Origin of the sequence: Micromonospora parastrephiae (assembly GCF_016802865.1) — a bacterium.
In the GTDB taxonomy this organism is placed as follows: Bacteria; Actinomycetota; Actinomycetes; order Mycobacteriales; family Micromonosporaceae; genus Micromonospora; species Micromonospora parastrephiae.
In genome coordinates, this window is the sequence record NZ_JAEVHM010000100.1 from 1 (window position 1) to 21,519 (window position 21,519).

Consider the following 21,519-nt stretch of genomic DNA (forward strand, 5'->3'; position numbering starts at 1 on the left):
CTGGTGATCAAGAGGTTCGCGTCATCGGGCACGGCGTGCCGTGACGCAAACCTCTTGATCACCGTGGCGGGAGGGGGTGGTTGAGGTGGGAGGGTGGGGTGATTCAGTCCGTCGCCTCCGATCGCGGGTGAGCGAACACGGGAGGCAGCTATGACCGACACTCTGGCCCGGGTGCCCGACTCACTCACCGGGCAGATCGTCACACCCGGCGACCGTCGGTACGCGCAGCTGCGCTCGACGTACACCACGCCGGCATCGCCGGCCGCCGTCCTGCTGCCGAAGACCACCGGGCAGGTGGTCGACGCGATCCGCTACGCCCGGGAGCAGGGCCTGCCGATCGCCGTACGCAGCGGCGGGCACGGCCTCTCCGGCGCCTCGTCCAACAACGGAGGCGTGGTCATCGACCTGTCCATGCTCAACCGGGTGCAGGTGCTCGACGAGCGGGCCGGGCTGGTCCGGGTCGAGGCCGGTGCCCGCTGGGCGAACGTCGCGAAGGCGCTGGCGCCGTACGGCCTGGTGATCAGCTCGGGCGACCACGGCAACGTCGGCGTCGGTGGACTGGCCACCGGCGGCGGCGTCGGCTGGCTGGTACGCGCCCACGGCCTCACCATCGACCGCGTCCGCGCGGTGGAGGTCGTGCTCGCGGACGGGACGCTGGTACGCGCCGACGCACAGCACGAGCCGGAGCTGTTCTGGCTGGTCCGGGGCGCCGGCGCCGGGGCGGGGATCGTGGTGGCGTTCGAGATCGAAGCCGCCGAGCAGCGCAACGTGGGCGTGGCGCAACTGGTCGTCGAGGCGCACCCGGACGGCCGTACCGTCCGGGAGTGGGCGAGCTACCTCGCGCGGGCCCCCCGGGAGCTGTCCGCCGCCGCTGTGCTGTTCGCCGAGGGCCGTTCGGCGCTCATGTCCATCACCGCCGTGGTGGCCGCCGAGAGCCTGCGCCGGGTCCGCCCCGTGGTGGAACCGCTGCTGGCCATCGGCAAGGTGCTCGAACACCGGACCGACCTGCTGCCCTACCCGACGCTGGTGCCGACCGCGCACCTGCACCCGAACGTCGGACAGCAGCGGGGTACGACCACCAACGGCCTGTTCACCGACCTGGACGACGCCGGCGCGCGGGCCGTGACACGGGCGGCGACCGGCCCGGGGCGGGCGGTGATCCAGCTCCGCTCGCTGGGCGGGGCGGTCAACGACGTCGCCGCCGACGCGACGGCCTACCCGCACCGGCACCAGAACACCCTGGTCATCGCCTCGACGTTCGCACCGCAGGGCGGTGCGGCGTTGGACACCGCCTGGCGGGCCGCTGGCGCCCGCGCCGACGGCGAGTACGTCAACTTCGAGAGCCGACCGAACCCGGCCGCGTTCGCCCGGATCTACCCGGGCGAGACCGGCGCCCGGGTGCGCCGGCTGTGGAAGCGGTACGACCCGGACGGTGTGTTCCGCTCGGTCCTGCTGACCGGCCAGCCGACTCGCTCCGGCCAGCCGACTCGATCCGGCCAGTCGAACCGGTCCCGTCAGTCCACCCGGTCCGGCCAGCCGCACCGGCGCCGCCGCTGATCGCCGGCCGGCCCACCGGCGACCCACGCTCAGGTCCGATTCCCGCCAGCCGACGCACCACCGGGCGGGGCATCATCGGTGACGTGGAGATGGACTTCGAGCGGTGCTACCGGGCCGTGGACAGCCGTGACCAGCGGTTCGACGGCTGGTTCTACACCGGCGTGACGTCCACCGGGATCTACTGCCGGCCGTCCTGTCCGGCGACCACCCCCAAGCGGAAGAACGTCCGGTTCTTCCCTTCCGCCGCCGCGGCACAGGGCGCCGGGCTGCGCGCCTGCCGCCGCTGCCGGCCGGACGCCGCACCCGGCTCCCCCGAGTGGGACGTCCGCGCCGACGTGGTCGGCCGGGCGATGCGGTTGATCGCCGATGGGGTGGTCGACCGGAGCGGCGTACCGGGGCTGGCCGCCCGGCTCGGCTACACCGAGCGGCACCTGCACCGGATGCTGCGCGCCGAGATGGGCGCCGGTCCGCTCGCGCTGGCCCGCGCCCAGCGTGCGCAGACCGCCCGGATCCTGATCGAGACGACCGGCCTCGGGATGGCCGAGATCGCGTTCGCCGCGGGTTTCGGCAGCGTGCGGCAGTTCAACGACACGGTCCGCGAGGTGTACGCGAGCGCCCCGTCCCAGCTGCGCGCGGCCCGCGGCCGGCACCAGGCGCCGCCCGGCGCGGGGACCATCTCACTCCGGCTGGCGTACCGCCCGCCGCTGCACGCCCGGGCGCTGCTGGACTTCCTCGCGCTGCGGGCGCTGCCCGGCGTGGAGGAGGTCCGCGACGGGACGTACCACCGGGGGTTGCGGTTGCCGCACGGTGCCGGCCAGGTGGCCCTGACCCCGGCGGACGGGTACGTGGCGGCCACGCTGCGCCTGGCCGACCTGCGCGACCTGGCGCCGGCGGTGGCCCGCTGCCGGCGGCTGCTCGACCTGGACGCGGACCCGGTAGCCGTCGACGGCACGCTCGCGGCGGACCCGGCGCTGGCGCCGGCGGTCGCCGCCGAACCCGGTATCCGCGTCCCCCGGGCCGTGGACGGGTTCGAGATGGCCGTCCGCGCCATCATCGGCCAACAGGTCTCCGTCACCTCGGCGAGAACGACCCTCACCCGCCTGCTGACCTCCCGCAACGATCACGAGGTGTACGGACCGGACGAAGACCAGACCCCGGACCAACCTCATGATCACCGGGGCGGATGGCTGCGCGGGTTTCCGGGCGCGGAGGAACTGCTGGACTTGCCGGACGCGGCGTTCGGGATGCCGATCGGGCGGCGGGGGACCCTGCGGGCGCTGGCCCGGGCGGTGGTGGACGGGACCGTCGACCTGGCGCCGGGCGGCGACCGGGAGGAGACCGTACGGCGGCTGCTGGCGCTTCCCGGCATCGGCCCGTGGACGGCCGGCTACCTGGCCATGCGCGCCCTCGGCGACCCGGACGCCTTCCTCGGCACCGACCTGGCCGTCCGCCGTGGCGCGGCGGCACTCGGCCTGCCCGACGACCCCAAGACCCTCGACGCGTACGCCGACCGCTGGCGCCCCTGGCGGTCCTACGCCACGATCAGACTCTGGAGAGCGGCATGAGCATCGACAGCACCGTAGTGAGCACCCCGGCCGGCCCACTGAGCATCCTCGCCGGCCCGGACGGCGACGTGCGGGCGGCCGGCTTCACCCCGGACCCGGCGGCGCTGCTGCCTCTGGTCCACCCGACGCTGCGAGCCCCGCTGCGGCAGCGGGACGACCTGGGCCCGATCAGCGCGGCCGTCCGGTCCTACCTGGACGGTGACCTGGCCGCCATCGACGCGGTGCCGGTGCGGCAGCGCTCCGGCGGCGAGTTCATGGCGCACGCCTGGCAGGTGCTGCGCGACGTGCCGCCGGGCTCCCCGGTCACCTACACCGGGTACGCGGCGCTGGCCGGTCGACCGCCGGCGGTGCGGGCCGCCGCGGCGGCCTGCGCCCGCAACGCGGTCGCGCTGTTCGTGCCCTGCCACCGGGTGCTGCGCACCGACGGCACGCTCGGCGGCTACCGCTGGGGGTTGGACGTGAAGAAGTGGCTTCTCGGTCATGAGCGGCGGTTGACAACAAGCTGACACCGGCATCGACAGCTATTGACGCTACCGTCGGGTAGTGCCTGCGGAGAACGACGGCAACCCGGCCGCCCGGGTCGCCGCGGGCCTCCACCCCGCGCACAACCTGTGGCGGCTGCGCCGCTACCTGCGCCCGTTCGCCGCCGAGTTCGTGTGGCTGCTCGTCGCGGGGCTCGCCGGCACGGCGGCCGGGATCGCCGTACCCCTGGTGGTGCAGCGGGTGGTGGACGGGCCGGTGGCCCGACACGAGCCCGCCGGGCTGATCCAGCTCGGAGTCCTGGCGCTGCTGCTCGGCGTGGCCGAGGCGGTGCTCATCTTCATCCGCCGGTGGGTGCAGTCCTCGTCCGCGGTGGGCATGGAGGCGGCGCTGCGCGCCGACGTCTACGCCCATCTGCAAACGTTGCCGACCAGCTTCCACGACCGTTGGCAGTCCGGCCAACTGCTCTCCCGGATCACCAGCGACCTGTCGGTGATCCGCCGGTTCCTCTCGTTCGGCGTGTTCTTCCTGCTGCTCAACCTCACCACCTACGTGGTGGTCGTGGCGCTGCTCGTCCACCTGCACCCGGCGCTCGGGCTGCTGGTCGCGGCCAGCGCGGTGCCACTGCTGCTGATCAGCCGTCGGTTCGGCCGGCACTACCACGCGGCGTCGCGCCGAATGCAGGACCAGCAGGGCGACGTGGCGACCCTGGTCGAGGAGACCGCGCAGGGGCTGCGCACCATGAAGGCGTACGGCCGGGGGCCCGAGCTGGCCGCCCGCTTCGCCGGTGGGGCCCGGACCCTGCACGACACGGGCGTCGCCAAGGGCCGGCTGCTGGCCAACACCTCGGCGCTGCTCGACCTGGTGCCGAACGTGACCCTGGGCGTGGTGCTGGTCGCCGGGGCGGCCGCCGCCGCGCGGGGCGCGCTCACCATCGGTGAGCTGGTCGCGTTCGTGAGTCTGCAACTGATGCTCATCTGGCCGGTGCAGTCGCTGGGTTGGATCATCGCCAACGGCCAGGAGGCCGCCACCGCGGCCGACCGGGTCCAGGAGGTGCTGGACACCCCACCGCAGATCGTGGACGCGCCCAACGCCCTCGTGCTGCCCCGCCACGCGGTCGTCGGCCGGCTCCGCTTCGAGCGGGTCTCGTTCCGCTACCCGGGCGCCACCGCCCCGGTGCTGCGCGAGGTCGACCTGACCATCGAGCAGGGTGAGACGCTGGCCCTGGTCGGTGGCACCGGCTGCGGCAAGAGCACGCTGCTCTCCCTGGTGCCCCGGCTGCACGAGGTGACCGGGGGCCGGATCACCCTGGACGGGCACGACCTGCGCGACCTCCGGCTGGACTCGCTGCGCCGGCTGGTCGGGGTGGCGTTCGAGGAGCCGACGCTCTTCTCCATGTCGGTCCGGGAGAACCTCACCCTGGGGCGCCCCGACGCCGGCGACGACGAGGTCCGCGCAGCGCTCGCGCTGGCGCAGGCGGAATTCGCGTACGACCTGCCGTGGGGGTTGGCCACCAGGGTGGGTGAGCAGGGGCTGTCGCTCTCCGGCGGGCAGCGGCAGCGACTGGCGCTGGCACGGGCCGTGCTCGGCCATCCGGCGTTGCTGGTGCTGGACGACCCGCTGTCCGCCCTCGACGTGCACACCGAGGCACTTGTCGAGGCGGCTCTGCGGCGGGTCCTGCGCAGCAGCACCGCGCTGCTGGTCGTGCACCGCCCGTCGACGATCGCGCTCGCCGACCGGGTCGCCCTGCTCGACGACGGGCGGATCACGGCGATCGGCCGGCACTCCGACCTGCTGGCCACCGTGCCGGCATACCGGGCCCTGCTCGCCGCCGAACCGCCGGCCGGAGAGCCACCGCCGGCCGCGTCCACCCCGGACGGATGGGGGCTGGTGCGCTCGTGACGGTGCCGGAACAGGCCGATCCACCACCCGGGGACGAGCCGGAGCTGACCCGCTGGCGCGGGACCGCCACCGACCCGGAGGCCGATCGGAGCCGGGCCGAGGACAGCAGCCCCGAGGCGGTGGCACGGCTGCGCCGACTCAGCCGCACCCTCCTGGCCGACCTGCTCCGCCCGCACCGACGCCGGCTCGCCGCCGCCGTCGGTCTGCTGCTGGCGCAGAACGCCGCCGCGATGGCCGGCCCGTATCTGGTGATGGTCGGCATCGACCGGGGCATCGCGCCGCTGCGGGCCGGCGACCCGGTCCCGCTGGCCGCCGTCGCGGGAGCGTTCGCCGCCGCCGCCGTCGGTGAGTACGCGGCCCGCCGGGGCTTCCTGACCCTCTCCGCCCGGATCGGCCAGGCCGTCCTGCTGGACCTGCGACAGCGGGTGTTCGGGCACTTCCTCCGAATGTCGGTGGGCTTCCACGAGCGGTACACGTCCGGTCGGATGGTCTCCCGGCTCACCAGCGACCTGGACTCCATCGCCGAACTCGTCGACGGTGGCATCGACAGCCTGGTGCTGGCCGCGCTGTCGATCCTGTCGGTGGCCGCCATCCTGCTCTGGCTGGACCTGCCGCTGGCCGCGGTGACGCTGCTCGCGTTCCCGTTCCTGTTCTGGCTGTCCCGCTGGTTCGCCCGGGCATCGGCCGGCGCGTACCGGCGACCCGTGAGGCGGTCGCGCTGGTCATCGTGCACTTCGTCGAGTCGATGCGGGGCATCCGGGCGGTGCAGGCGTTCCGCCGGGAGCCGCGAAACCAGCGGATCTTCGTGGCGCTCGGCGACGACTACCGGCGCACCAGCCTGCACGCGTTCCGCCTGATCGCCACCTACTCCCCCGCGATCAAGCTGGTCGGCAACGTCACCGTCGCGGTGGTGCTCTGCTACGGCGGCTGGCGGGTTCTCGGCGGACGGACCGAGGTCGGGGTGCTCGCCGCGTTCCTGCTCTATGTGCGCCGCTTCTTCGAGCCGATGCAGGAGCTGAGTCAGTTCTACAACTCGCTCCAGTCGGCCACCGCCGCGTTGGAGAAGCTGGCCGGGGTGCTCGACGAGCCGCCCGCGGTCGCCGAGCCGCCCCGACCGGTGCCGCTGCCGGCCGGTCCCGGTCGCGGCGAGTTGGCCTTCCGGGCGGTCTCGTTCGGCTACCGCGCGGACACCCCGATCCTCGCCGGGCTGGAACTGACCGTGCCGGCCGGGCAGACCGTCGCGCTGATCGGGCCGACCGGCGCCGGCAAGTCGACCATCGCCAAGCTGGTCGCCCGGTTCCACGACCCCGACACCGGCACCGTCCGACTGGACGGCGTCGACCTGCGCGACGTGGGCGACGCCGACCTGCGCCGCGCCGTGGTGCTGGTGACCCAGGAGAACCACCTGTTCAGCGGGACCGTGGCGGAGAACATCCGGTTCGGCCGGCCCGGCGCCGACGACGCCGCCGTGCAGGCCGCCGCCCGCGCGATCGGCGCGCACGAGTTCATCGCCGCGCTGCCCGACGGGTACGCCACCCAGGTGCACCGGCGCGGTGGCCGACTCTCCGCCGGGCAGCGGCAGCTTGTCGCGTTCGCGCGGGCGTTCCTCGCCGACCCGACCGTGCTGATCCTGGACGAGGCGACGTCGTCGCTGGACGTACCCACCGAGCGGCTGGTGCAGCGGGCGCTCGGCACCATCCTGCGCGACCGCACCGCCCTGGTGATCGCCCACCGACTCTCCACCGTGGAAACCACCGACCGGGTGCTCGTCATCGACGGTGGACGGATCGTCGAGGACGGCCCGCCCGCCGTGCTCGCCGAGGCGGACGGCCGGTACGCGGCCCTGCACCGCCAGTGGCGCGACTCGCTGGTCTGACCCGGCGATCCGCAACTACGTGGCTCGACCCCCTGGTGATGCCTACGATCGCAGGATGACCGACACGGCGAGGACGGCCCGCGCCGGTGTCCCCGAACGTCCGTCCCTGGACGGGCTCGAGGACACCTGGGCGCGACGCTGGCAGGAGGAGGGCACGTACGCGTTCGACCGCGCGAAGAAGCGCGTCGACGTGTACGCGATCGACACCCCGCCGCCGACCGTATCGGGCGAGCTGCACATGGGGCACGTGTTCTCGTACACGCACACCGACACCGTCGCGCGGTACCAGCGGATGCGCGGCAAGGCGGTCTTCTACCCGATGGGCTGGGACGACAACGGTCTGCCCACCGAACGTCGCGTGCAGAACGTGTACGGGGTGCGCTGCGATCCGGCCCTGCCGTACGACCCGGTGTGGCGGCCACCGGCGACGCCGGTCGACGAGGCGGCACGCCGTGACCCCACCCCGCTCTCCCGGCGCAACTTCATCGAGCTGTGCGAGCAGCTGACGGTCGCCGACGAGCAGGTCTTCGAGGCGCTCTGGCGGCGGCTCGGGCTGTCGGTGGACTGGTCGTTGACGTACACGACGATCGGCCGGGTGGCCCGGGCGACCAGCCAGCGGGCGTTCGTGCGCAACCTGCTGCGCGGCGAGGCGTACCAGGCGGAGGCGCCGACGTTGTGGGATGTCGGCTTCGCCACCGCGGTCGCCCAGGCGGAGCTGGAGGACCGGGAGCGGCCCGGCGCGTACCACCGGCTGCGGTTCAGCGCGCCCGCCGGGCGCGAGGTGCTCATCGACACCACCCGACCGGAGCTGCTGCCGGCCTGCGTGGCGCTGGTCTGCCACCCCGACGACGAGCGGTACGCCGACCTGGTCGGCGGCACGGTGCGCAGCCCGCTGTTCGCCGTCGAGGTGCCGGTGTACGCCCATCCGCTCGCCGACCCGGCCAAGGGCACCGGCATCGCCATGGTCTGCACGTTCGGCGACCTCACCGACGTGACCTGGTGGCGTGAGCTGCGACTGGACACCCGGGTGGTGATCGGTCGGGACGGCCGCCTGCTGCTCGAACCGCCAGCCGGGGTGCCGGCCCAGCCGTACGCGGCGTTGGCCGGGCAGACCGTCAACGCCGCCCGCCGCGAGATCGTCGGGATGCTGGCCGACTCGGGCGACCTGGTCGGCGAGCCGCGCCCGATCACCCATCCGGTCAAGTTCTACGAGCGGGGCGACCGGCCACTGGAGATCGTCTCGACCCGGCAGTGGTATCTGCGCAACGGCGGCCGGGATGCCGACCTGCGGGCGACGCTGCTGGCCCGGGGCGAGGAGCTGCACTGGGTGCCGGCGCACATGAAGCACCGCTACGACAACTGGGTGGGCGGCCTGACCGGGGACTGGCTGGTTAGCCGGCAGCGCTTCTTCGGGGTGCCGGTGCCGGTGTGGTACCGGCTCGACGGCGCTGGCGAGCCGGACTGGTCCCACCCTCTCACGCCGGACGAGTCCGCGCTGCCGGTCGACCCGTCCACCGACCCGGCGCCCGGCTACGACGAGGCCCAGCGCGGCCGGCCGGGTGGCTTCATCGGCGACCCGGACGTGCTGGACACCTGGGCCACCTCGTCGCTGACCCCGCAGATCGTCGGCGGTTGGGAGACCGACCCGGACCTGTTCGCGCGGGTCTTCCCGATGGACCTCCGCCCACAGGGGCAGGAGATCATCCGGACCTGGCTCTTCGACAGCGTAATCCGGTCGCACTTCGAGCACGGGGTGCTGCCCTGGCGGGACACCGTGTTGTCGGGTTGGATCCTCGACCCCGACCACAAGAAGATGGCCAAGTCCAAGGGGAACGTGGTGACCCCGCTGGCGCTGCTGGAGCAGCACGGCTCGGACGCGGTGCGCTACTGGGCGGCGAGCGGCAAGCCCGGCACGGACCTGGCGTTCGACCCGGCGCAGATCAAGGTCGGGCGGCGGTTGGCCACCAAGCTGCTCAACGCGTCCAAGTTCGCGCTCGGACTGGGCGCGGCGGACGCGTTGCGCGCCCCGGCGACGACCCCACTGGACCGGGCCATGCTCGCCGAGTTGGCCACCGTGGTCAGCACGGCGAGCACCGCCTTCGACGCGTACGACCACACGACCGCGTTGCAGGTGACCGAGGCGTTCTTCTGGCGGTTCTGCGACGACTACATCGAGTTGGTCAAGGAACGCGCGTACGGCGCCGGAGCGGCGGCCGACTCGGCGCGGGCGGCGCTGGCCGCGGCGCTGTCGGTGCAGTTGCGGTTGTTCGCCCCGGTGCTGCCGTACGTCACCGAGGAGGTCTGGTCGTGGTGGCGGTACGGCTCGGTGCACCGGGCGCCGTGGCCCACCACGTACGAGGTGGACCGGACGATCGAGGGAACGGGTGATCCGGCGCTGCTGCGGCTCGCCGGTGACGCGTTGAGCCAGGTGCGGCGGGCCAAGTCGGAACGGAAGCTGTCGATGAAGGCCGACGTGCCGCTGGCCGAGGCGCTCGGTCCGGCGGCGCTGCTGGAACAGCTCACCCTGGTCGCCGACGACCTGCGTGCGGCCGGCCGGATCGGCAAACTCGACCTGCTGCCGGACCGCACCCCGGAGCTCGTCATCGCCAGCGCCTTCTGATGATCCCCGTCCGCCGCCGCCCACCCCGCCGGGGCGGCGGCGGACGGGTCGTCACCAGCCGCGCAGGAAACGCAGGCCGAGCAGGATCGCGACCACGGCCGGCCCGACCAGCAGCGTGATCGCCTGGAGCCGGTACGGCATCCGGTGCCGGGTCAGCTCGACCGCGTTGCCCAGCACTATCACCCCGGCCAGCATCAGGAACACACCCCACCAGCCGGTCTTCAGGTGGATCAGCTCGACCCGGATCAGTTGCAGGGTCAGACCGAGCAACGCGGCGGTGAGCGCGAGCAGCGCCACCGCCCGGTGCAGGCCGCGAGCCAGCGGGTGGGCCGCCCGCCAGCCGTAGGTGCCGGCGACCGCCAGGCAGGGCAGCACCACCAGCAGCGGCCATCCTCGACCCATCACGCCGAACATCAGCAGCGCGCCCACCGCGAACTTCAGGGTGCCGACGCAGGCGATGACGTACCCGGCGAAGGCCCGACCGCCGCCCCGGGCCAGCAGCGGACCGCCGCTGGCGGCGATCAACGCGGCCGGGATCAGGATGAAAACGGCCCACCAGTGGAACCGTCCGCTGCCCTGGGCGGCCGTCGCGACCGTGGCGCAGGCCAGCCCGGCGACAGCCAGGCTGGTCAGCCAGGGCCGGCTGCTCCGGGAGTACGGGTCAGACAACGACATCCGCTCCGCTTCGACGCTCACGCCCACCAGGGTGGTCCGCCGTGCCCCGGGCCGTCCATCCGGCCAGCACTACCGCCGGGCGGTGGCTGGCCGGAACAGCGGAGCGCACCCTCAGCTCGTCTCGCCGGCCACGCTGAACGAGCGCAGGCGGTCGATGGCGAGCACGGTGAAGCCGATGCTGACCAGCGCGGTCATCACCGACGCCACCGGCACCGACACGCTGGTCTCCAGCAGCCCGGTGGGGGCGAGCCGGTCGGCGAGGGCGATCACGTACTGCTGGATGGAGAGCACCTTGGTGCCGCTGACGAAGTTGCCCAGCAGGCCCTCCCAGATCAGCACGTAGACCAGGCCGAGCAGCACCGGCCGCCGGGTGACGAGGCTGAGGGCGAGGAACAGCGCCGAGTACGCCAGCGCGCCGAGCGCCGCCGCCGCCGCGAGCGCGAGACCGAGGCGTACCGAATCGGCCAGCACGCCCGCGACGTAGAGCGGCACCGCGACGGTGACCGCGGTGACCCCGGCGGCGACCGCGAGCTTGGGCAGCACGATCTGCCAGCGCGGCAGCGGCTTGGTCAGGATGTGCACCACCGTGCCGTCGTCGATCTCCGCGCCCAGCACGCCCGTGCCGATGATCAACGCGACGACCGGCAGCACCACGGCCAGGCCGAGGCCGACCAGCACCGGTGGCCCCCACTGCCCGGGATCCACTCCGAGGGACCGGCAGAGCACGGCCAGGCCGAGCAGCACCAGCGGCAGCGGAAGCAGCAGCAGGAACCGACGCCGGCCGAAGAGCCCGCGCGCGGTGATCCAGGTAATGGTCGACATGTCAGTTTCCTTCGTTCGTGACTGCGGGGCTCACTCGCTGCGCTCGTTCACTCCTCGCACTCACCGGTCAGGCCTCCACGAGGTAGGAGAAGACGCTTTCCAGGGACTCGTCGGACGGCACCAGCTGACGCACCCGGATGCCCCGGTTCAGGGCGATCCGGGGCAGTGCCCGGGTGAAGGCGCCGTAGTCGCCCGCGCGCACGGTCAGACCGGTGCGGTCCAACTCGACGCCGCTCACCGACGGCTCGGCGATCAGCGCCACGGCCAGCGCCCGGTCGTCGGTGGAGCGCACCGCGAAGACGTGCGGACGGTTGGTCATCAGCCGGCGGATGGTCCGGAAGTCCCCGGAGGCGGCCAGTCGGCCCGCCACCATCACCTGCACCGTCCCGGAGACCTGCTCGACCTCCTCCAGGATGTGCGAGCTGAACAGGATCGTCCGGCCGGCGTCACCCAGGCTGTGCAGCAACTGCATCATGTGCAGCCGCTGGCGCGGGTCCATCCCGTTGAACGGCTCGTCGAGCAGCAGCACCTGCGGGTCGTGCACCAACGCGGCGGCCACCCGGGCACGCTGGCGCATGCCCTTGGAGTACGTGCCGATGCGGCGGTCCTGCGCCGACTCCAGCTCCACCAGGTCGATCGCGCGGCGGGCCGCCGCCGCCGGGTCGGCCAGCCGGTGCAGCTTCGCGCTGGCCAGCACGAACTCGTACGCGGTGAGGAAGCCCTGCACCGCCTCCCGCTCGCTGACCAGCCCCAGCCGCCGGTAGACGTCGGGGTTTCGCCAGGTCGGTTCGTCGTCGAGGGTGACCGTGCCGCGCGACGGAGACAGGAACCCGGCCATCATGTGCAGCAGCGTGGTCTTGCCGGCGCCGTTCGGGCCGAGCAGCCCGGTCACGCCCGGCCCCAGGGCCATGCTGATGTCGTTGACCGCGACCACGTTGCCGTACCACCGGGACACCCCGGTCAGGCTCAGCGTGCTCATCAGGAGGCGACCTTCCGGTAGCGGGCCAGCAGGAGGGCGGTTGCGCCGGCGACCAGCAGCACCGCGGCCAGGGCGTAGACCGGGCCGAACCCGCCGATCGTCATCTCGCCCGGATCGCCCTCGACCAGCAGGTCGCCCAACGACCAGATGCCGACCCCCTGGACCAGGGTGGAGGGCGAGGCGAGCCCCGCCAACTCGTTGGCCGTCCGCGACGGCAGGATGCTCAGCACACCCACGATCGGGGTGGTCATCAGGAAGACCGCGACCACGCCGCCGGCGGCGAAGGCACGCTTGCCCGTCAGCGACGCGACCAGCAGCCCGATCGAGGCGAAGACCACCGCCCACAGGCCGGCGTAGAGCAGCCCGGGAAGCAGGTCGAGCAGTTCGTTCCAGACTCCCCCCATGCCCTCCTTGGTGGTGAACGCGGCACCCAGGAACATCACCAGCTGCGGCCCACCGAGCAGCAGCCAGAGCGCGGTGACCAGCGCCAGCAGCTTGGCCAGCGCGTAGTCGGTGCGCGGCAGCGGTCGGGAGAAGTACAGCGGCAGCACCCCGCTGCGCAGATCCCGGGAGACCAGCTCGGGCGCGGCCACCGCGACGAAGAAGATGACCAGCCAGCTCATCGCGTCGGCGAACTGGGCGTACGTGGCGACCGGCTCGCCGATCTGGCTGCGTACCGCCGCCAGGGCCACCGCGACCAGGGTGACGATCCCGACCACCAGCCACGGGAAGATCTTGGCCTTGACGCTGCGCCCGAACCCGAACGTGGTACGCAGCCCGTGCAGGTACAGCGCGCCGAAGACGTGTCGGCGGCCCAGCCTCGTGCCCTTGTAGCGCTGGTAGCCGATGTCGTGGATGACGCCGGTCGGCGCGGAGCGCACGGCGGCGGTTGACGGCTCAGGCATGGGTGAGCTCCCTCGTTGCGAAGAGTTCGGCCACCCGGTGCCGGCGCTGGTCCAGTCGGTGCAGCGGCAGGTCCAGTTCGGCGACCGCGCCGAGGATCAGGTCGTAGGTGCCGTCGTCGGCGAGCGGCACGAGAAGCAGCCGGCCGTCGCGCGCCACCGGCAGGTCGAGCGCGGCCAGCCGGGCCGCCAGCTCCTCGGTGCCCTCGCTGACCTCCACGGCGAGCACGTCGGTGGCGGAGGTCATCGCGGAGATGTGATCGGCGCGCAGCAACCGGCCGCCGTCGATGGCGACGAGCGTGTCGCAGATCCGCTCCACCTCGCCGAGCAGGTGCGAACAGACCAGCACGGAGATGCCGAACTCGGTGCCGATCCGGTGCACCAGCGCCAGCATGGCGTCCCGCCCGGCCGGGTCCAGCCCGTTCGTCGGCTCGTCGAGCAGCAGCAGGTCGGGGTCGTGCACCAGCGCCTGGGCCAACTTCACGCGCTGCTTCATGCCGGTGGAGTAGCCGCCGACCGGGCGGTAGCGCTCCTCGTACAGGCCGACGTGGCGCAACGCCTCCGAGGCCCGCTCGCGAGCCGCGGTGCGGGGCAGGCCGCTCATCCGGCCCAGGTGGGTGACCAGCTCGGCGGCGGACAGGTCCGGCGGGAGGCAGTCGTGCTCGGGCATGTAGCCGACCCGGGCGCGGACCGCCGTGGGGTCGGCGGTCGGGTCGATGCCGAGCACCGAGACCTGACCGCTGGTCGGGGCGATCAGGCCGAGCAGGATCTTGATCAACGTGGATTTGCCGGCGCCGTTCGCGCCCACCAGGCCGATGATCCCGGGCTCGACGGCGACGGTGAGGTCGGTCAGCGCGGTGACCCGACCTCCGTACGTCTTGGTGAGCGACTGGGTCGCGATCAGTGTCACGTGCCCAGCGTAGGGAGTCGATGCGCACCGGGGACACCGGCTCGCCCCCGGTACCCCCCTGATCCTTGCCGGACCTGACCCCTAGGGTCCCCCGCCGGGGTGTCGGGAACGTTTCCGCCGGTCCCGCGTTCGGCCGGACCCCGCTTCGGGAAAGGCCTCTCCGAGGTGGCACGATTCACTTCCCGTTCACCGGGCAGTGTTGCGGCGGTCGTGCGACCGCCGACGCGGGAAGGATCATGATGGTCGAGGTGGGCGTGCCCAAGGTGAGTGTCGTGGTGCCGGCGTACAACTGCGGTACACACATCGAGAAGCTGGCCGCCTCGCTGCTGCGCCAGTCGTTGCCCGTCGACGAGTTCGAGGCGATCTTCGTCGACGACGGATCGACCGACGACACGGGGGCGCGGTTGGACCGGCTCGCCGCCCAGCACCCGCACATCAGGGTGCTGCACATCGAGAACTCGGGCTGGCCGTCGCGCCCGCGCAACCTGGGCATCGAGCACGCCCGCGGCGAGTACGTCTTCTTCGCCGACGACGACGACTGGTTCGCCGACCAGGCGCTGGAGCGGCTCTACGACTGCGCGAAGACGTACGACGCGGACGTGGTGGTCGGCAAGATGGCCGGGCACGGGCGCGCGGTGCCGCGGGAGCTGTTCCGGAAGAACCGCTTCGACGCCACCCTGGAGAACTCCCCGCTGATCGACAGCCTCACCTGCCACAAACTGTTCCGCCGTTCGTTCCTCAACGATCACGGCCTGCGGTTCCCGGAGGGCGGCAAGCGGCGCCTGGAGGACCACTCGGTGGTGGTGCGGGCCTACTTCCTGTCCCGACGCACCTGCGTGCTGTCCGACTACACCTGCTACCACCACGCGCAGCGCGGCGACGCGCGCAACGTCACCGCGGCCCGCCTGGACCCGTCGAGCTACTTCGCGAGCGTGCGGGACGCGCTGGACATCGTGGACGCCCACACCGAGCCGGGTCCGCTGCGCGACCGGCTGCACCGGCGGTGGCTGCGCAACGAGATGCTGAACCGACTGCGCGGGAAGCGGCTGCTGGCCGCACCGGAGGACTGGCTGGAGCAGGTCGCGTTGGAGACCCAGAAGGTCATCCAGGACCGGTTCGCGCCGGGCGTCGCGGCCGGTCTGCCGCCCCTGCTGCGGGCCGTGGCGTACCTGGCCGAGCGGGGCCGGGTCGCGGACCTGCGTCGGCTGGCCCGGTGGGAGGCGGGCATCGCCGCGCACGGCACGATCGACGACGTGAAGCTCGCCGACCGCGCCGTCACGGTGACGGTCGCCGCCGAGCTGCGCTCCGCGGGCCAGCCGGTCGGTTTCCGCGTCGAGGACGGCCGGGACGTGCTGGTGCTCCCCATGGAGGAGATCGACCCGGAGGTCCTCGACTCCACCGCCCAGGTCCGCAAGGCCCGACTGGATGTGGTCGCGCGCCGCCGGGAAACCGGTGACGAGATCTTCCTGCCGGTGACCTTCCAGACGGAACGGGTCACCGGCACGTCCGGCGCGGACACCGTCCACCTGGTGCACCGGGCCACCACCACGATCGACTTCGGCGCCCTCAACGGCGGCCGGACGCGGGGCAGTTGGCTGCTGAAGGCCCGGATCACCAACGCGGGCTGGACCGAGGACGCGCAGCTGCCGCTGGTGTTCGTCTGCCGGGCCGACGGCTCCCGGCCTCGCATCCGCGACGAGCGGAAGGTGTGGAACCGGGTCCGGTCGGCGGTGGGCCGACGGATCCGCGGCTGATCCGCCCGCCCGGGTCGTGGAGTGGCGCCCTCGACCGATTGGCGGTCGGCTGCGAAACTGTGTGCCGGTCAGCGAGTGGGGGGTGTGGATGAGCAACGGCTGGGTGCTGCCCGACGAGGTGCTCCGGGGCGCGCCGGCGTACACGCCGCGTCCCGGTGAGCTGGCGGATCTTGAGCTGCTGCTGACCGGCGCGTACGCCCCCCTGACCGGTTTCATGACCCGCGCCGACCTGGTCTCGGTCAGCCGGCGCGGCCGGCTGGCCGACGGCACCCCGTGGCAGGTCGCGGTGACCCTCCAGGTGCCGAGCGCGTTGGCCCAGGGCTTCGATCCGCGCGATCCGGCGCGCCGGGCGCTGGTGCTGACCGACGGCGAGGGCGCGCCGGTCGCCGGCCTGGACGTGTCGGACGTCTGGCCGGTGCGCGAGGGCGTGGCGGGGGTTGGCGGTCAGGTCCGGCGGCTGGGCGACGGTGGCCACGGCCCGTTCCAGCGGTTGCGCCGCAGCCCGGAGGAGGTGCGCGCGCTGCTGCCCCCGGGTCGGGTGCTCGGCGTGATCGCCGACCGGCCCCTGCACCGGCCGCAGCTCGCCCAGATCGCCCACGCCGCCCGTACCCTGGCCGCGCACCTGCTGGTGATGATCCCGGTCGGTGAGGGCGGCGTCGGTGGGCTCACCCCGGAGGCGCTGGTACGCACGGTCTTCGCCGCACGGGACCGGATGCCGCCGGCCACCCTGGTCGCGGTGCCGCTGTCGCACCGACGGGAGGAGATCGACGACGCGCTGCTGCGCGCCCGGGTCTCCGCCGCGTACGGGGTCACCCACCTGCTCTCCACCGGCGAGATGCTCTCCGGCGCCGGGCTGCGGGTGCTGGTGCCGCGCGAGCTGGCGTACGACAACCGGGACGGCAGTGGCGGTGGCGGGAGGACATCCCGCCGCGCAACCGCCGCCTCGCGCTGACCCAGGATGAGATCGACGATCTGCTGGACCGGGGTTTCCCGCTGCCGGAGTGGCACACACCGCCGGCGGTGGCGAAGGAGTTGGCCAAGGCCCGGCCGGCGCGCCGGCACCGCGGGCTGGTGGTCTTCCTGACCGGGCTCTCCGGCTCGGGCAAGTCGACGGTGGCCCGTGGGCTGACGGACGCGTTGCGGGAGAGCGGCGAGCGGACGGTGACCCTGCTGGACGGGGATGTGGTGCGCCGGGAGCTCTCCGCCGGGCTGGGCTACAGCAAGGCGGATCGGGATCTCAACGTCCGGCGGATCGGTTGGGTGGCGGCCGAGATCGCCCGGCACCGGGGGGTGGCCATCTGCTGCCCCATCGCCCCGTACGCGGCGGCCCGCGCCACCGCCCGGGAGATGGCCCTGACCGCCGGGGCGGGCTTCGTGCTGGTGCACGTCGCCACCCCGTTGGAGGTGTGCGAGCAGCGGGACCGCAAGGGTCTGTACGCGCGGGCCCGCGCCGGCCTGCTCACCGGCATGACCGGCATCGACGACCCGTACGAGGTGCCGACCGACGCGGATGTGGTGCTGGACACCACCGACGTGAGTGTGCCGGAGGCGGTGGAGGCCGTGCTGCAGCATCTGACCGAGACCGGGTGGGTCGAGTTGAAGATCCCCTCCAGCTGAGCGGCGTCACACCCCCGTTTCTTCCGCCGGTACCCGCCACGCGATAGTGTTCATCTTTGTTGGAACACGTTCGACCGCGTGAGAGTACGTGTGGACCCCGGGGAGGCACGGCGGATGCTCGCTCAGCAGCGGCAGACGGCCATCCTCGAACGGGTCCGGTCCGCCGGCGGTGTCCGGGTGACCGACCTGGCCACCGAGTTCGGCGTCTCCGACATGACCATCCGGCGTGACCTGGAGGCGCTGCACGAGCGCGGCCTGCTGGCCAAGGTGCACGGCGGCGCGACGGCGGCCGGCCCGAGCTCGACCGACGAGCCGGGCTTCCACGCCAAGTCGGTCCGGCAGTTGCCGGAGAAGGCAGCCATCGCCGACCGGGCGGCGCAGCTCGTCCGGCCCGGCGCGGCGGTCGCGTTGTCCGCCGGCACCACCACCGCCGAACTGGCCCGCAGGCTGGTGGACGTGCCCGGCCTGACCGTGGTGACCAACTCGCTGCCGGTGGCCGAGGTCCTGCACGCCGGCGGTCGGCCGGACCAGACGGTCGTGCTCACCGGCGGCGTGCGCACACCGTCGGACGCACTGGTCGGTCCCCTGGCCGTCGACGCCATCCGGACGCTGCACCTGGATCTGCTCTTCCTGGGCGTGCACGGCATCACCGAACGGGCCGGCTTCACCACGCCGAACCTGATGGAGGCGGAGACCGACCGGGCGTTGGTGGCGGCGGCGGACCGGCTGGTGGTGCTCGCCGACCACACCAAGTGGGGCACGGTGGGCATCTCCTCGATCGTCGAGTTGGCGGCGGCACACGTACTGGTCAGCGACGAGGCGTTGCCTCCGCCCGCGCGACGGGTACTCGGCGAACAGGTGGGTGAATTAATCATCGTGAAGGCGACGGGGGCGGGCCGCGGAACGCGCACGCCGACGAGTGAGGGGACGGCGCCGTGAAGCGCACCGCGATCGACCTGGCCGACGGCCGGGAGCTGATCTACTTCGACGAGCGCGACGACGCCGTACGCGACCAGCCGGACCGCCGTGACCTGCCGCCGCCGCCCCCCGCGTCCCAACTGCGCTACGACCCACTGACCGACGAGTGGGTGGCGGTGGCCGTGCACCGGCAGACCCGCACCTTCCTCCCGCCGGCGAGCGAGTGCCCACTCGACCCGTCGGTCGGTGACCGACTGACCGAGATCCCGGCCCCCGACTACGACGTGGTCGTCTTCGAGAACCGGTTTCCGTCGCTGAGCGGCCGGGTGGCCGACGAACCCGGGGAGATCACCCCGTTCACAGCGGTCCGCCCCGGCCTCGGGCGGTGCGAGGTGGTCTGCTTCACCTCGGATCACAACGCCTCCTTCGCCAGCCTCCCCCCGCGCCGGGTCCGCACCGTGCTGGACGCGCTCGCCGACCGGACCGAGGTGCTCGGCGAACTGCCCGGCGTGGAGCAGGTGTTCTGCTTCGAGAACCGGGGCGTCGAGATCGGTGTCACGCTGCACCACCCGCACGGGCAGATCTACGCGTACCCCTTCGTGACGCCGCGCACCCGGGCGCTGCTGTCCGCGGCACGCCGGCACGCCGAGCGGACCGGCGGCAACCTGTACGCGGACGTGCTGGCCGCCGAGCGCGCCTCCGGCGAACGGGTGGTCACCGAGAACGAGCACTGGACGGCGTTCGTCCCGGCGGCGGCCCGCTGGCCGTTCGAGGTGCACGTGGCGCCGCGCCGGTTGGTGCCGGACATCCCGGCGCTCAGCGACGGCGAACGGGACGCCTTCGGGCCGCTCTACCTGGATCTGCTGCGCCGCTTCGACGGGCTGTTCGACATGCCGATGCCGTACATCTCGGCGTGGCACCAGGCGCCGGTGCGCGTCGACCGGGAGTTGGGCCACCTGCACCTACAGCTGTTCAGCATCCGGCGGGCCAAGGACAAGCTGAAGTACCTGGCGGGCTCGGAGTCCGGGATGGGTGTCTTCATCAACGACATCTCCCCCGAGCGGGCCGCCGAACTGCTGCGCGCCGCCTGAGCCGGGCGGTCAGCGCCGCCGCACCGAGAGGGAAACAGGGCGCGGGGGGCCCGGGACAGGGCCCCCCGCAGGGAAGGGACGGCTGGCTGTGCACGACACAGCCGGGAAGGCTGGCTGATCGGCAGGCATTGCCGCGAGGCGACCGAAGTCAACCTTCCTGGACGCGACTGGCATCTCGTCCACTCTGGTCAACGAGGCGCGCCGGGCGCGGTGACGCCAACCGCGTGTCGAGCACTGGACACGCCGGAGCCCGCCGGCAGGTGCCGACGGGCTCCGATGGTGTGGTGTCCGCGGCTCAGGCGAGCTTGCGGGCCAGGTTCTCGTCGAGCGCGTTCATGAACTCGTCGGTGGTCAGCCACGGGGCGTCGCGCGAGATGAGCAGCGCGAGGTCCTTCGTCATCTGGCCGCCCTCGACGGTGTCGACGATGACCTGCTCCAGGGTGTTGGCGAACTCGGTGACCGCCGGGGTGCCGTCCAGCTTGCCCCGGTGGGCCAGACCCCGGGTCCAGGCGTAGATCGACGCGATGGGGTTGGTCGAGGTCTTCTCGCCCTTCTGGTACTGCCGGTAGTGCCGGGTGACGGTGCCGTGCGCGGCCTCCGCCTCGACGGTACGGCCGTCCGGGGAGAGCAGGACGCTGGTCATCAGACCCAGCGAGCCGAAGCCCTGCGCGACGGTGTCGGACTGCACGTCACCGTCGTAGTTCTTGCAGGCCCAGACGTAGCCGCCCTCCCACTTGAGCGCGGCGGCGACCATGTCGTCGATCAGCCGGTGCTCGTAGGTGATGCCGGCGGCGTCGAACTCGGCCTTGAACTCGTTCTCGAACACCTCGGCGAAGATGTCCTTGAACCGGCCGTCGTACGCCTTGAGGATGGTGTTCTTGGTGGACAGGTAGACCGGGTAGTTGCGGTCCAGCCCGTACCGGAACGACGCCCGGGCGAAGTCCCGGATCGACTCGTCGTAGTTGTACATGCCCATGGCGATGCCGCCGCCGGGGAAGTTGGCGACCTCCATCTCCATCGGCGCGCCGCCGTCGGCCGGGGTGTAGGTGATGGTCACCGTGCCCGGACCGGGGACGACGAAGTCGGTGGCCTTGTACTGGTCACCGTGGGCGTGCCGGCCGATGATGATCGGCTTGGTCCAGCCGGGGACCAGCCGCGGCACGTTGGACATGATGATCGGCTCGCGGAAGACGACGCCGCCGAGGATGTTGCGGATGGTGCCGTTCGGCGACCGCCACATCTTCTTCAGGCCGAACTCCTCGACCCGGGCCTCGTCCGGGGTGATGGTCGCGCACTTGACGCCGACGCCGTGCTCCTTGATGGCGTTGGCGGCGTCGACGGTGACCTGGTCATCGGTCTCGTCGCGGTGCTGGATCGACAGGTCGTAGTAGTGCAGGTCGACGTCGAGGTAGGGCAGGATCAGCTGCTCCCGGATCTGCTTCCAGATGATCCGGGTCATCTCGTCGCCGTCGAGCTCCACGACCGGGTTGTTTACCTTGATCTTCGCCATCGGCCGGCGCTCCTCTCGGGGGACACGTGCTCAAGCAGTACGAGCGTACTGCAATTGGGCCGGCGGCTCCCAGTCGGCCTCGACCGGCCGGCGGAAACCGGGCTGCACGGCGCAGAAGTTGCCTGACACCATCGCCGGATGCCACTGGGCCGCACCCTCGGTGGGCGGAATCCGGGGCGCCGACGTTCTGCTCACCGGTGTCACCGCGATCGGCATCGACGTCTCCGAGAAGCTTTCCGACGCGGGCCGTTGCAGGTGTTCGGTCTCGCGGCGCTGCGCGAGGCGGACTGGACCCGGCTGACCGGGGTGGCGACCGTCATCGGCTGGACGCCGTTCGGGGC

Annotated in this window: 13 protein-coding genes and 4 pseudogenes; 11 read left to right on the plus strand and 6 right to left on the minus strand. The window is 72.6% G+C overall.

Annotated features, from left to right (window positions below; genetic code table 11):
• The first annotated feature begins 150 nt into the window (after window positions 1-150).
• The 7 genes and pseudogenes from JNW91_RS19415 (at window position 151) to valS (ending at window position 10,000) form a co-directional block, all read left to right on the plus strand.
• Complete coding sequence (locus tag JNW91_RS19415) at window positions 151-1,557, plus strand: FAD-binding oxidoreductase (RefSeq protein WP_203176958.1); 1,407 nt, start codon at window positions 151-153, stop codon at window positions 1,555-1,557.
• 83 nt (window positions 1,558-1,640) lie between these two features.
• Window positions 1,641-2,663, plus strand: a pseudogene (locus JNW91_RS19420) (bifunctional transcriptional activator/DNA repair enzyme AdaA); the annotation flags it as partial.
• A gap of 81 nt (window positions 2,664-2,744) precedes the next feature.
• Window positions 2,745-3,122 (plus strand): annotated as a pseudogene (locus tag JNW91_RS33965) (DNA-3-methyladenine glycosylase family protein); the annotation flags it as partial.
• Window positions 3,119-3,628, plus strand: a complete 510-nt coding sequence (locus JNW91_RS19425; RefSeq protein ID WP_203176960.1) for a methylated-DNA--[protein]-cysteine S-methyltransferase — start codon at window positions 3,119-3,121, stop codon at window positions 3,626-3,628. The pseudogene JNW91_RS33965 and the gene JNW91_RS19425, both read left to right, overlap by 4 nt.
• A gap of 37 nt (window positions 3,629-3,665) precedes the next feature.
• Window positions 3,666-5,504, plus strand: coding sequence for an ABC transporter ATP-binding protein (locus JNW91_RS19430; protein ID WP_203176961.1), 1,839 nt, complete (start codon window positions 3,666-3,668; stop codon window positions 5,502-5,504).
• Window positions 5,483-7,380: pseudogene (locus JNW91_RS19435) on the plus strand (ABC transporter ATP-binding protein). Before JNW91_RS19430 ends, JNW91_RS19435 begins: the two are co-directional and overlap by 22 nt.
• A 55-nt stretch (window positions 7,381-7,435) precedes the next feature.
• Window positions 7,436-10,000: a valine--tRNA ligase gene (gene valS / locus JNW91_RS19440; RefSeq protein ID WP_203176962.1), complete on the plus strand. Its 2,565-nt coding sequence runs from the start codon at window positions 7,436-7,438 to the stop codon at window positions 9,998-10,000.
• A gap of 51 nt (window positions 10,001-10,051) precedes the next feature.
• Here valS and JNW91_RS19445 read toward each other — a convergent pair whose 3' ends face one another.
• The 5 genes from JNW91_RS19445 to JNW91_RS19465 form a co-directional block, all read right to left on the minus strand.
• Complete coding sequence (locus tag JNW91_RS19445) at window positions 10,052-10,696, minus strand: hypothetical protein (protein ID WP_203176963.1); 645 nt, start codon at window positions 10,694-10,696, stop codon at window positions 10,052-10,054.
• Window positions 10,697-10,786: 90 nt separating this feature from the next.
• Window positions 10,787-11,497, minus strand: a complete 711-nt coding sequence (locus tag JNW91_RS19450) for an ABC transporter permease subunit (protein ID WP_203176964.1) — start codon at window positions 11,495-11,497, stop codon at window positions 10,787-10,789.
• A 67-nt stretch (window positions 11,498-11,564) separates the two neighbouring features.
• Window positions 11,565-12,476, minus strand: a complete 912-nt coding sequence (locus JNW91_RS19455; protein ID WP_203176965.1) for an ABC transporter ATP-binding protein — start codon at window positions 12,474-12,476, stop codon at window positions 11,565-11,567.
• A complete protein-coding gene (locus JNW91_RS19460) occupies window positions 12,476-13,381 on the minus strand; it encodes an ABC transporter permease (RefSeq protein ID WP_203176966.1) in 906 nt (301 codons plus the stop codon). Before JNW91_RS19460 ends, JNW91_RS19455 begins: the two co-directional genes overlap by 1 nt.
• Entirely contained in the window at window positions 13,374-14,288 is a 915-nt protein-coding gene (locus JNW91_RS19465) for an ABC transporter ATP-binding protein (RefSeq protein ID WP_203176967.1), read from the minus strand. The genes JNW91_RS19460 and JNW91_RS19465 overlap by 8 nt, the downstream gene beginning before the upstream one ends.
• A 236-nt stretch (window positions 14,289-14,524) precedes the next feature.
• Here JNW91_RS19465 and JNW91_RS19470 point away from each other — a divergent pair, with 236 nt between their 5' ends.
• The 4 genes and pseudogenes from JNW91_RS19470 to galT all read left to right on the plus strand — a co-directional run bounded on the left by JNW91_RS19470 (window position 14,525) and on the right by galT (window position 19,668).
• On the plus strand, window positions 14,525-16,042 hold the full coding sequence (locus tag JNW91_RS19470) for a glycosyltransferase family 2 protein (protein WP_238425305.1): 1,518 nt from the start codon (window positions 14,525-14,527) through the stop codon (window positions 16,040-16,042).
• Window positions 16,043-16,130: 88 nt separating this feature from the next.
• Window positions 16,131-17,659: pseudogene (cysC, locus tag JNW91_RS19475) on the plus strand (adenylyl-sulfate kinase).
• 114 nt (window positions 17,660-17,773) lie between these two features.
• On the plus strand, window positions 17,774-18,598 hold the full coding sequence (locus JNW91_RS19480; RefSeq protein ID WP_203176971.1) for a DeoR/GlpR family DNA-binding transcription regulator: 825 nt from the start codon (window positions 17,774-17,776) through the stop codon (window positions 18,596-18,598).
• Window positions 18,595-19,668, plus strand: a complete 1,074-nt coding sequence (gene galT, locus JNW91_RS19485; protein ID WP_203176968.1) for a galactose-1-phosphate uridylyltransferase — start codon at window positions 18,595-18,597, stop codon at window positions 19,666-19,668. Before JNW91_RS19480 ends, galT begins: the two co-directional genes overlap by 4 nt.
• 295 nt (window positions 19,669-19,963) lie before the next feature.
• On the opposite strand, the gene JNW91_RS19490 is transcribed toward galT, so the two are convergent.
• Window positions 19,964-21,178 carry an NADP-dependent isocitrate dehydrogenase gene (locus JNW91_RS19490; RefSeq protein WP_203176969.1) on the minus strand — a complete coding sequence of 405 codons (1,215 nt, stop codon included), beginning with the start codon at window positions 21,176-21,178 and terminating at the stop codon, window positions 19,964-19,966.
• Window positions 21,179-21,519: the final 341 nt, after the last annotated feature.

Bases quoted from the DNA above. Each gene is read 5' to 3' on its own strand.
- JNW91_RS19455 (WP_203176965.1), bottom strand. From the start codon at position 12,476: ATGAGCACGCTGAGCCTGACCGGGGTGTCCCGGTGGTACGGCAACGTG.
- JNW91_RS19450 (WP_203176964.1), bottom strand. From the start codon at position 11,497: ATGTCGACCATTACCTGGATCACCGCGCGCGGGCTCTTCGGCCGGCGT.
- JNW91_RS19425 (WP_203176960.1), top strand. From the start codon at position 3,119: ATGAGCATCGACAGCACCGTAGTGAGCACCCCGGCCGGCCCACTGAGC.
- JNW91_RS19470 (WP_238425305.1), top strand. From the start codon at position 14,525: ATGATGGTCGAGGTGGGCGTGCCCAAGGTGAGTGTCGTGGTGCCGGCG.
- valS (WP_203176962.1), top strand. From the start codon at position 7,436: ATGACCGACACGGCGAGGACGGCCCGCGCCGGTGTCCCCGAACGTCCG.
- JNW91_RS19480 (WP_203176971.1), top strand. From the start codon at position 17,774: ATGCTCGCTCAGCAGCGGCAGACGGCCATCCTCGAACGGGTCCGGTCC.
- JNW91_RS19460 (WP_203176966.1), bottom strand. From the start codon at position 13,381: ATGCCTGAGCCGTCAACCGCCGCCGTGCGCTCCGCGCCGACCGGCGTC.
- JNW91_RS19490 (WP_203176969.1), bottom strand. From the start codon at position 21,178: ATGGCGAAGATCAAGGTAAACAACCCGGTCGTGGAGCTCGACGGCGAC.
- JNW91_RS19415 (WP_203176958.1), top strand. From the start codon at position 151: ATGACCGACACTCTGGCCCGGGTGCCCGACTCACTCACCGGGCAGATC.